Origin of the sequence: Clostridium sp. AM22-11AC (assembly GCF_003473545.1) — a bacterium.
In the GTDB taxonomy this organism is placed as follows: domain Bacteria; phylum Bacillota; class Clostridia; order Lachnospirales; family Lachnospiraceae; genus Enterocloster.
In genome coordinates, this window is record NZ_QUCM01000015.1 from 74,613 (window position 1) to 85,519 (window position 10,907).

9 protein-coding genes are annotated in these 10,907 nt (G+C 45.1%); 3 read left to right on the forward strand and 6 right to left on the reverse strand.

Translation table 11 applies throughout. The annotated features are described in order from the left end of the window. Positions 1-31: 31 nt before the first annotated feature. Both DW251_RS12590 and DW251_RS12595 read right to left on the reverse strand, forming a co-directional pair. Entirely contained in the window at positions 32-1,006 is a 975-nt protein-coding gene (locus DW251_RS12590) for an oligopeptide/dipeptide ABC transporter ATP-binding protein (RefSeq protein ID WP_021868806.1), read from the reverse strand. Continuing rightward, on the reverse strand, positions 999-2,012 hold the full coding sequence (locus tag DW251_RS12595; RefSeq protein WP_021868805.1) for an ABC transporter ATP-binding protein: 1,014 nt from the start codon (positions 2,010-2,012) through the stop codon (positions 999-1,001). The genes DW251_RS12590 and DW251_RS12595 overlap by 8 nt, the downstream gene beginning before the upstream one ends. Positions 2,013-2,318: 306 nt before the next feature. On the opposite strand from DW251_RS12595, the gene DW251_RS12600 reads away from it, so the two are divergent. Then, positions 2,319-4,376 carry an ATP-binding protein gene (locus DW251_RS12600; protein WP_118301336.1) on the forward strand — a complete coding sequence of 686 codons (2,058 nt, stop codon included), beginning with the start codon at positions 2,319-2,321 and terminating at the stop codon, positions 4,374-4,376. Between the two features lie 146 nt (positions 4,377-4,522). On the opposite strand, the gene nagB is transcribed toward DW251_RS12600, so the two are convergent. Continuing rightward, entirely contained in the window at positions 4,523-5,251 is a 729-nt protein-coding gene (gene nagB / locus DW251_RS12605) for a glucosamine-6-phosphate deaminase (RefSeq protein ID WP_021871251.1), read from the reverse strand. Between the two features lie 214 nt (positions 5,252-5,465). On the opposite strand from nagB, the gene DW251_RS12610 reads away from it, so the two are divergent. Then, positions 5,466-5,903: a peptidylprolyl isomerase gene (locus DW251_RS12610; protein WP_118301337.1), complete on the forward strand. Its 438-nt coding sequence runs from the start codon at positions 5,466-5,468 to the stop codon at positions 5,901-5,903. 135 nt (positions 5,904-6,038) lie between these two features. Then, a complete protein-coding gene (gene spoVT, locus DW251_RS12615; protein ID WP_021871249.1) occupies positions 6,039-6,587 on the forward strand; it encodes a stage V sporulation protein T in 549 nt (182 codons plus the stop codon). Between the two features lie 134 nt (positions 6,588-6,721). Here spoVT and DW251_RS12620 read toward each other — a convergent pair whose 3' ends face one another. From DW251_RS12620 to DW251_RS12630, 3 genes are all read right to left on the reverse strand, one after another. After that, complete coding sequence (locus DW251_RS12620; protein ID WP_118301338.1) at positions 6,722-7,996, reverse strand: TRAP transporter large permease; 1,275 nt, start codon at positions 7,994-7,996, stop codon at positions 6,722-6,724. Next, on the reverse strand, positions 7,993-8,493 hold the full coding sequence (locus DW251_RS12625; protein ID WP_118301339.1) for a TRAP transporter small permease: 501 nt from the start codon (positions 8,491-8,493) through the stop codon (positions 7,993-7,995). The genes DW251_RS12620 and DW251_RS12625 overlap by 4 nt, the downstream gene beginning before the upstream one ends. A 393-nt stretch (positions 8,494-8,886) precedes the next feature. Continuing rightward, complete coding sequence (locus tag DW251_RS12630) at positions 8,887-10,758, reverse strand: DUF885 domain-containing protein (RefSeq protein WP_118301340.1); 1,872 nt, start codon at positions 10,756-10,758, stop codon at positions 8,887-8,889. Positions 10,759-10,907 lie beyond the last annotated feature (149 nt).

Sequence of the window (10,907 nt, forward strand, 5' to 3'; positions counted from 1 at the left end):
AAGCAATATTTTATGTGCTGGTTAAATTCATTTACTGGTATAAATGACATGCCACAAAATGGCCTTTTTCGATCTCTTTTAACTGCGGGATCTCTTTGGAGCAGATATCACAGGCTTTCGGACAGCGGGTGTGGAACGGGCAGCCGGAAGGCGGATCAGAAGGACTTGGAACTTCACCTGTTAAGTGGATGCGTTCTGTCCTGTCATCTGCGTCAACCTGGGGGATAGCAGATAAAAGAGCCTCTGTATAAGGATGATAACGTTTCTCATACAACTGGTCATAAGCGGCGATCTCCACCATTTTTCCCAGATACATAACTCCTACGCGGTCGCTGACCTGGTAAACAACGTTTAAGTTGTGGGAGATGAAGAAATAAGTCAGTCCCAGGCGTTCCTTTAATTCCTGGAGCAGGTTTAAGACCTGTGCCTGGACGGATACGTCAAGGGCGGAAACTGCCTCGTCACAGATAATAAGCTTTGGCTCTAAAGCCAGCGCTCTTGCAATACCGATACGCTGTTTCTGTCCGCCGGAAAGCTCATGAGGATAACGGCTTAAATGATAGGTGTCAAGACCTACTAAATGAAGCAGCTCCTCGATCCTTGCATCTACATCCATGGAACCGGTCATATGGTGGATCTGGAACGGTTCCATAAGGATCTGGCGCACTGTACGTCTTGGATTAAGACATGCGGACGGATCCTGAAAAATGATCTGGGCTTTCTTACGCATCTGTTTTAAGGCTTTGCCTTTTAATCCGGAAATATCTTCCCCGTCTAAATAAACATGGCCGTCTGTAGCCGGGATCAGGCGGATCAGGGTGCGTCCTAAGGTACTCTTTCCGCAGCCGGACTCACCAACTACACCAAAGGTCTCACCTGCGAAAATATCAAATGAAATATCGTCTACGGCACGTACTGTGCCGGATTTCTTGTCTTTTCCTTTAAAATATACTTTTACATGGTCTGCGTGGACCAGTACGTCTTTGCTTTTGTTTTCATCAGCCATTGGTTACTGCCTCCTGACTTCCATTATCTGCCTGTGCGTAGAGCCAGCAGCGTACCTGACGGTCTTCTCCAACAGAAAATACCGGTGGTTCTTCCTTACGGCAGCGGTCGCAGGCTTTTGGACATCTTGGCCAGAAACGGCAGCCCTTGATGCGCTCTACCGGGTTTGGAACCATACCTTCAATAGTGGATAATGGTTTGCGCTCTTTGGTGATCCTTGGGATAGCGCTTAAAAGTCCCTGTGTGTAAGGATGAAGCGGTTCGCGGAAAATATCCGCTGTAGGCGCTTTTTCTACGATGTGGCCGTTATACATAACAATAACTGTATCGCAAAGCTCACTTACAACACCAAGGTCATGGGTAATGAACACAACAGAGGTGTTCATTTCCTGGTTCAGATCACGGATCAGGTCTAAGATCTGTGCCTGAATGGTCACATCCAGAGCCGTTGTAGGCTCATCTGCGATCAGGATCTGTGGCTGACAGGCCAAAGCCATGGCGATCATTACACGCTGGCGCATACCGCCGGACATCTGGTGGGGATATTCATAAGCACGGGCCTGTGGATTGGCAATACCAACAGCCTGCATCATCTTAATGGCTTCTTCCATAGCCTCTTTTTTCTTCATTCCCCTGTGAAGACGTAAGGACTCTGCGATCTGCTTTCCGCAGCGGATGATAGGGTTTAAAGAAGTCATAGGTTCCTGGAAGATCATGGAGATCTCATTTCCACGGATCTTCTGCATTTCCCGTTCAGAAAGTTTTACCAGATCCTTTCCATTATATAAGATCTGTCCGCCGGTGACTTTGCCCGGAGGATTTGGGATCAGCTGCATCATAGCCAGGGAGGACACACTTTTTCCGCTTCCGCTTTCCCCTACGATGCCTAACTTCTCACCGCGGTGGAGCGTATAGCTTAAGTGGTCTACTGCGTGTACCGTTCCGGCCATGGTCTTGAATTCCACACACAGATCTTTTATTTCAAGTAATGTTTCTGACTGGTTCATGGTTTTCTCTCGTTTCTACAGGATTTTATTAATAAACGAACATATTATCCGACTACTATGCTGGATGTTAGCAATACGTTTGTCAGTTTAAAGCGACAAAGTATCAACGCAAAAAAAAATAACTATATATAGTACAGATACAATTGTTAAGGCTTAGAATACCATATTTTCTAAGGAAATTCAACTGGGGAAATGATGTTCTTTTGATATTTGTTCATCTATTCTTCATTGAAAACAAACGTTAGTCTGGTATAATGGTATCACATAGTTACAAACGAAGAATATTTAATTTTATGAGGTTTACATATGAAACGAAAAACAGACCGGGGGAGAATGAAATTTCGGGCGTTTATGGTCTGCGTTCTTTCTTTTCTGGTCGTTACAGGCAGTGCCTGTTTTTTAAACCGGGAACAGGAAAAGGAAGAAAAATTAAAGGCTGTTTATGCAGCGGAGTCCACAGTAAGCAGGGTAAAATCCCAGTTGAACCGGTATCTGGCGGAGTCAGAACTGGTGAAAAATATCATAGAGTCAGGATATGATATTGATGGAGAAAAATTTTCCATTTTATCCCAGATGATGCAGGATAAGCAAAATGTGATCGAGGCCCATGAACTGGCAAAGGACGGTATTGTTTCCCATATCTATCCCATGAAAGGGAATGAAGAGGCCATGGGGTTAAATATGCTGGAGCATCCGGACAGAAAGAAAGAGGCAAATCTGGCAAAAACAAGCGGTCAGTATACCATTGCAGGACCGTTTCCACTGGTCCAGGGCGGAAACGGCGCACTGCTTTTTGATCCTGTTTATGTAAAAGATGAAGCAGGGGAAGATACGTTTTGGGGCTTTTCCATTCTGGTATTAAACTGGGATCATTTTATGGAAGAAGTGGAAACATATAAACTGGAAGATGCGTCCTATCAGTATCTCATATGGAAAAATGGCACAGAACTGGGAGAAAAGCTGACGATTGCCCAGAGTGAAAAATTTTCCTTTAAGGACACACTGGAAGTAGCCTGTGATGTGCCTAATGATACCTGGTATTTTGAGATCGAGCCAAAAGCCGGATGGGTACCGCAGTCACAGATCGCTTTTGGGATACTGATCGCAGCCCTTGTTTCAGGAGTGTTGACGGTTGGTTACTGGCAGTATGAGATGCAGCGTTATAAAGAGGCACTGTATGCGGAAAAGATCGAACAGGCAGCAAAACGGGCGGAAGAAGCAAGTGAAGCCAAAACAAGATTTCTCTTTAACATGAGTCATGATATCCGGACTCCGATGAATGCGATCATCGGTTTTTCTGATCTTTTAGAGAAACATCTGGATGATAAAGAAAAAGTCCATGATTATATTAAGAAGATCCAGTTATCCGGTTCGTTTTTATTATCCCTGATCAACTATGTTCTGGAAATGGCGCGGATCGAAAGCGGAAAGGCGACATTACGGACAGAAGTTGGGGATGCCCAGGAACTGTTAGGGGCATTAAATGCAGTTTTTGAACCGGCAGTGGAGAAGAAGCGGCTGAAATACAACTGTACGTTGGATGTAGAACACAGGTTTATCATCTGTGATGTGACAAAAGTGCGGGAGATCGTATTAAACATTATCAGCAATTCTGTTAAGTACACCCCGGAAGGCGGCAGCGTTACAGTACAGATCAAAGAGATCCCATGGGAGAAAGAGGGATGGACTGCATACCGTATTCTGGTAGAAGATACGGGAATTGGCATGGGTGCAGAATATCTGCCTCATATTTTTGAAGAATTTACCAGAGAGCGGACCAGTACGGAAAGTAAGGTAGTAGGTGCCGGTCTGGGTCTTCCGATCGTAAAAGCCCTGATAGATCTTATGGGTGGAACGATCCAGGTAGAAAGCGAAAGGGGCAAAGGCAGCAAGTTTGAAGTTATTTTGCCTTTTGAGATCGCTTCTGAGGAAGAGGTCAAAGACAGTTATGTAAAGAAAGAAGAAAAGCTGTATAACAGATCTAAGGAGAAGCGCATTCTTCTTGCAGAAGATAATGAGCTGAATGCGGAAATTGCCATAACCATACTGGAAGAAAATGGATTTAAAGTTGAGCGGGCAGAGGACGGATGTAAATGTGTGGAACTGTTTTCAGAAAAGCCGGCAGGTTATTACAGCACCATTTTAATGGATATCCAGATGCCAAATATGGATGGCTATACAGCTTCAAGAAAGATCCGTGGCATGGAACGGGAAGACGCAAAGGCGATCCCGATTATTGCCCTGACTGCCAATGCTTTTGATGAGGACCGGAATAAGGCGTTTGCTGCAGGTATGAACGGACATATTGCGAAACCGATTGATGTGGGGAGGATGGTCAGATCCATTGGAGCGTTAGTAAAATAAGTGTTAGTGAGATAAATGTCAGCCCAACAGAAAAGGATATTGTCAGGCGGTATAAAAACAGTCTGGCAATATCCTTTTTAGTTTCCATGCATTTGCAAGAAGCTGCCGGTGGCAGGTTCTGTAAATGAGGGTGTAAGTTATATGAGTTACATGATCAAACTTAAAGCGGCTTCATCTGCGATCACGGTTACATCATTGTGCAGCTGTAAGATAGATGCCGGAACAGATGGTGTAATAGGGCCATAGAGAGAGTTCTTTAAGGCTTCTGCCTTTTCCTCGCCGCCTGCGATCAGCAGGATCTTCTTTGCCTGCATGATGTTTTTGATGCCCATGGTATAGGCCTGTTTTGGAACGTCATCTTCAGAGGCGAAGAAACGTTTATTTGCTTCAATGGTGCTTTCTGTTAAGTCTACACAGTGGGTCTCTTTTTCAAAAGCAGCGCCAGGTTCGTTAAAGCCGATATGTCCATTTCTTCCAAGACCTAAAAGCTGCAGATCGATACCGCCGTGGGAGCGGATGATCTCATTATAGGCAGCGCAGGCTTTCTGTGGATCCGGCTCTAAGCCGTCTGGAACGAAGGTGCGGGCCTTGTCGATATTTACATGGTCAAACAGGTTGGTGTTCATAAAATAGCGGTAGCTCTGGTCATTGTCCGGGTCAAGTCCTTTGTACTCGTCCAGGTTAATGGTGGTGACTTTGGCAAAGTCCAGATCCCCCTTGTTGTACCATTCGATCAGCTGTTTGTAAGTGCCAATCGGTGAAGAACCGGTTGCTAACCCCAATACGCAGTCCGGCTTCATAATGATCTGGGCGGAAATGATGTTTGCAGCCTTGCGGCTTAAGTCCTGATAGTTTTTTGCTTTGTAGATAACCATAAGTGTGTCCCCTTTCTTTGTTGCTTCTCCTTATGATACCAGTATACCTGGTTTGGCGGGAAATTCAATAGAAAGGAGGCAAGAAAAAAACTGACAGGGATGTAGAAGTATGGTATGCTAGGAAAGAGTGGACCATCTGCGTCAGCAGACATAAAAAACGTGCCAGCGCAGGGTTCATAAGTCTATAATAACCACCCCAACGGAGGATTAAATCATGGAAATCACAGGACGCAATGTAGGAAAGACATGCCGCACCCATTATAAAGGTACTTTTAATGATGGAACCCAGTTTGACTCTTCTTATGACAGAGGCGAACCATTAGAGTTCGTATGCGGCGCAGGCCAGATGATCAAAGGCTTTGACGCAGCAGTGGCTGATATGGAAGTAGGAGAGGTAAAGGATATCCATCTGATGCCGGAAGAAGCATACGGCCAGCCAAATCCGGACGCGATCTTTGAACTGGAGATCGAGCAGCTTCCAGGTTCTGAGGATCTGACTGTAGGCCAGCAGGTATATCTGACCAATCAGATGGGCCAGCCATTCCCTGTAAAAGTTACTGCAAAGACAGAGAAGACCATTACTTTTGACGCAAATCATGAAATGGCAGGAAAAGAGCTGAACTTTAAGATCGAGCTGGTAGAAGTGAAATAATAAAAATTTAATTTCTGGACGGAAGTAAATATAGAAAGCAGCAGTGTATATTTTACCCGCATTTCCACATACTACCCATAAGACACACAATATGGAAACAGAGATGTTTTGTGGTATGCAGGAGGAATAAACGTTATGAAAGCTACAGGAATCGTAAGAAGGATCGATGACCTTGGACGTGTGGTGATCCCAAAAGAGATACGAAGGACCTTGCGTTTGCGGGAAGGAACACCTTTAGAGATATTTACAGACCGTGAGGGGGAGATCATTTTAAAGAAATATTCCCCTATGGTGGAGCTGGCTGCTTTTGCCGGACAGTATGCAGAGGCCATGTCCCAGGCAACGGGCCTGATCGTGTGCATCACGGACCGGGATCAGGTGATCGCAGTATCCGGCGGTGCCAGAAAAGAACTGCTGCAAAAAGCCATCAGCCCTTCCCTGGAGCGGGTGATCGGTGAACGCCAGGTCGTGCAATCCGGAAAAGATGAAAAAAGCTTTGTCCAGCTGGTAGATGAAGAATTAGAAGGTATTACCGCCCAGGTGGTAGCCCCTATTATCTGCGAAGGCGATGCAATCGGCGCTGTAGCCATTATGAGCCGGGAGCCAAGAGCGCGGTTTGGAGAAATGGAAATGAAGCTGGCTGCCACTGCCTGCGGATTTTTAGGACGGCAGATGGAAAGCTGAAACAAAGAAATATGGATCAGTAATAGGAATAATAGGAACAGCAATGCAAAAGCCCCCAGGCAAAACCTGGGGGCTTTTGGCAAGAGAAAAAAGTTAAGTACCTAATATGAGAAAGGGCAGTCAGTCCCTTTTCATCAGATTAAAAATGTACAGAAGGTTTCAGAGAATACGCAGCAGAAGAAGACTGCCACATATCCAATGAGGAATGGGATCTCTGCTTTTGCAATATCGCCCATTTTCAGACCGGATACGGTAGAAGCGGAGAAGATGTTTACTGCAACCGGAGGTGTCATGGTACCAACTACGTTGGAGATGCACACGATCATGCCGAAGTGGATCACGTCAATGCCCATACTCTGGGCAATAGGCCAGAGGACCGGTACTAAAAGAACGGCAATCGCGGTTCCTTCCATGAATGTACCGAAGATCAGCAGGATAATGGCAACTACGAAGCAGAACAGCGCGGAATTTAAATGCATGCTGATAACTGCGTTTACCAGTGCCTGGGAAGCGCCTGAGAAGGTAAATACCCAGGAGAAAGCGGTAGAAGCTGCGATGATGAATAAGATCATGGCAGAGCTTTTCGCGGAATCTTTTAAAATGGGGACCAGTTCTTTTACAGTCAGTTCTTTGTAGATGAACAGTCCGGCAATGGCAGCCCATACAACTGCGATGGCAGCACTTTCTGTTGCTGTCAGCATACCGGAGTAGATGCCGCCAAGGATGATGATGGGGGTCATCAGCGCCGGGATGGCATCTAAGAAGATCTTAAAGATCTCAGAAGGGCTGCGCTTTACAGCCTGTTTTGGCCAGTTTTCCTTTTTTGCGTAAAAGAGAACTTCTGTCATTAATACAAGCATGATCACAATACCGATGAGCATGCCCTGTTTAAACATGTTTCCAACAGAAGCGCCTGTTAAAGTACAGTAGATGACCATGATGATAGATGGGGGGATGATCGGTCCAAGACCACCGGATACAACTAACAGTCCGGCTGTACGGTCACCTGGGTAGCCAAGCTTTACCATATCATTGTAGAGCATGGTACCGATAGCAATAACAGTTGCAGGAGCGGAACCGGATAAGGCTGCGAAGAATGCGCAGGCTAAAACCAGTGCCAGGCTCATTCCGCCGCGCACATTGCCTACCAGGCAGTTGGCGAAATTTACGATACGACGGGAGATACCACCTTTGGTCATCAGATTTCCGGCGAGTACGAAGAAAGCGATGGCCATAATGGAAGTAGACTGCAGTCCGCCGAAGATACGCTGTGCGATAACGGTGGAGGAAGCGGACAGACCGCCGAATACTACGGAGCAAAGGGAAGCCACTCCCAGGGAGATGGAAACCGGAACTCCTACAATAAGACATACAGCAAACGCTGCGAAAAGGATGATACCTGCACTCATGCTTCTGCCTCCTTATTCTTTAAATCGATGATCTTTTCTACGAGGATCACAGTCTGGATCAGTAAGATCAGTCCAAAGGTAAGTACCAGTGAGAAATACATGGCAGACATAGGGATCTTTAATACAGGAGTTGTCTGACCAGTCTGGATCTGTTTTAAAAATAAGGCGGTGCCGGCCTTTAACATAACAGCGGTAAAGACCTCTAACACGATCTGCTCAACAATGGATACCACTTTTTTGGTGACTCCGTGAAGCTTTTCAATAATAGCGGTAACAGCAACCTGCGTGCCGTCACGAAGACCTACTTCTGTGCCTAACAGAGCCATATAGATCATACTGTACATGGCCACTTCTTCCGTCCATGGCATGGAGGCTTTGATAAAGTTGCGGTTGATGACTGCGACAAAGTAAGCGGCCACCATGGCAATAAATGCAATGATCATAATGGCATATTCTACTTTTGTGACATAGGACAGCAGCTTTTTAATACCTTTCATAGTTCCCTCTCCAATCTCATTTTCCGACCTCTTTCAGAGCATGTTTTCAGTTGTCTGCCAGCAGATGATTTTGATGCAAACATTTTGTTGCAGTTCAGTCATGACATCTTCTTGTTTCCATGTTCATGAAAACAAGAAGCATGGTGGTTCACCATATGCTGATTTGTATGAGAAAGCGCTTATGCAAGCAGGCTTGCAACACACTTTTTCATACAAACCAGCGCATGACTGAACTGTAACAAAATAATAAGATGTCTGATGTAATTAAAATACCACATCAGACATCTTACGTCAATGTATTATCAGAAAATTAACACGATTTTAATATCAAAAAGATGATATTATATTTATTAACGACATTTTAACAACAATTAATATTGTTTTCAAACAAATCTAATTGCTGCTGCCATTTTGTATCAGCCACTGTGTAAAATAATTTCGGATCACACTGAAAGGTGCCGGACCTATATCCAGGAGAAAGCGGTTAAATTCTAACAGGGAGAAGTTGGCTCCCAGTCTTTGCTGTGCTTCTTCTCTCATATTTAAAAATTCCAGGTAACCAGTGTAATAGGAGAGGTAGTTGGAAGGATTTTCCACTACTTCATAGTAAATGGAAGAGATGACAGAAGGATCATCGATCTGGAAGTACATAGTCAGATAATCGTTTACCTGGTCCATATCCCAGCCCTCGTAGTGGATGTTAATGTCCAACAGGGCATAAAGGGCAAGTGTAAAGGCGGCATTGTGCTGCAAAAGTTCACCTACCTGCTCCTCCATGCCATGATCCAGTGTGTAGGCGTAGTATTCCGCATAAGTTCCCCAGCCTTCTACATATCCCTGAAAATCAAGGACATTCCGCAGGTTACAGGTGTTATGCTGGTTAAAGTAATTGGTCTGGTACATATGTCCCGGATAGCCTTCATGGGCCATGGTGGTGTAGAGGGAGCCGGCATCTGTACTCTGGTTATTAATGTAAATGGAATTGTCTTCCGGCCGGTCAATAGGTACTGTAAGATAGAAAGCAGGGCTTAAAAAGCCTTCTAATGTTTTTGGCACATTTTTAATGGTATAGTTACAGTCATTTACAGGCGGGAAATCTGCCTGGGACTGGGCTTTCAGATCCTCTAAAATGTCCTTAGGTTCCGTCAGGGTAAAGGGGGAAGAGTCCAGTTTATCGCCTAAAGACGGATCATCGCTTAACAGCTGGTTCACGGCTGCCAGTTCCTTTGACATCTGCTTGTTAATGGCCTGTTTTAAGGCAGAAACATCACTGTAGGAGGTTCCGGTGCTGGCATTTACCAGATATTCATAATATTTCCGGCCTTCCGGGTAGTAGTAAAGTCCCTTGTCATTGGAACCTGTTCCTTTTAAACTCTCCAGACCGCTGATCAGCCGTTCATAGGCAGGTACGAAATGTTCGTCGATGGCTTTTTTATTTTTTGCCTTATAATCGGCTTTTTCCTGGTCTGAAAGACCGCCCATTTCATCTAAACGGGAAGAAAAAGTCTCTGCCATAAAGCTGTGGTCTGCGTCAATAAGATAAGCATTGCAGGAGCGGATGATATTGTCGATAACGGTATCACACATGCCAAGATCCGCCTGGGCCCGCTCTGTTTCAAAGGCAATGAGAGAGTCATAATAGGTGTCAATGGATGACAAAAGAGACAGGTAATCATCTACATCCTGTTTCCTGTAAAAAGTATATTCAGATAAAAGGATAGGGAGTTGGGACTGGATGCCAAGGGTGGTGGATAAAGGCTGGTCATACAGCTCTAATCCATCAGAGGACAGAAGAGTATTAATGTAGGAAGAAAGAATGGTATAGGTAAGCAGCTGGTCTTTGGATAAAAGACGGGTATCCATAGCTTCAAGGTCTGCTTTGATCTGTTTTGCCTCTTCAAGGTCCTTTCGTGTATCTTCAGCGGAAGCAGTTCCAAGAGTGCGGTCATAATCGGTAATGCCGTAACTTTCCGGGTCTGCAAGTGTATAGTGAAGGGTAAGAAGGGACTGGGAGGCTTCCTGTTTAAACAGGTTTTCCGTGTACTGGTCAAAGGCTTCCCGGGCTGCAGCCAGGGCTGCTTCGTCTGGCTGGCTGGCGGAGTCGTCAGAAGAGTTTTCAGTTGCTTCTTCTGCAATGGTTTCCTGAGAGGTATTTTTGTCTGCTTTCGGTGCAGAATTTGGAAAAAGTGAGCAGCCGGTAATAAGGCACAGGGATAACACCAGTGCAAGAATGGCATGCAGATATTTTTGTGTTCTCTGTTTCATAAAAATCTCCTTTTTGGGATACAATGATCGTCCATGATACCGGATTGCTACGTGCTTTGCACTCTAGCATCGGATTTTAGACCTTTTGACACTGGTGTCATTATATATTATATGTAGGAAAATTACAACGTATGTGGCATAGGGCGTCT

Coding starts and splice junctions, on each gene's coding strand:
- DW251_RS12590 (WP_021868806.1), bottom strand. CDS start 1,006: ATGGCTGATGAAAACAAAAGCAAAGACGTACTGGTCCACGCAGACCAT.
- DW251_RS12595 (WP_021868805.1), bottom strand. CDS start 2,012: ATGAACCAGTCAGAAACATTACTTGAAATAAAAGATCTGTGTGTGGAA.
- DW251_RS12600 (WP_118301336.1), top strand. CDS start 2,319: ATGAAACGAAAAACAGACCGGGGGAGAATGAAATTTCGGGCGTTTATG.
- nagB (WP_021871251.1), bottom strand. CDS start 5,251: ATGGTTATCTACAAAGCAAAAAACTATCAGGACTTAAGCCGCAAGGCT.
- DW251_RS12610 (WP_118301337.1), top strand. CDS start 5,466: ATGGAAATCACAGGACGCAATGTAGGAAAGACATGCCGCACCCATTAT.
- spoVT (WP_021871249.1), top strand. CDS start 6,039: ATGAAAGCTACAGGAATCGTAAGAAGGATCGATGACCTTGGACGTGTG.
- DW251_RS12620 (WP_118301338.1), bottom strand. CDS start 7,996: ATGAGTGCAGGTATCATCCTTTTCGCAGCGTTTGCTGTATGTCTTATT.
- DW251_RS12625 (WP_118301339.1), bottom strand. CDS start 8,493: ATGAAAGGTATTAAAAAGCTGCTGTCCTATGTCACAAAAGTAGAATAT.
- DW251_RS12630 (WP_118301340.1), bottom strand. CDS start 10,758: ATGAAACAGAGAACACAAAAATATCTGCATGCCATTCTTGCACTGGTG.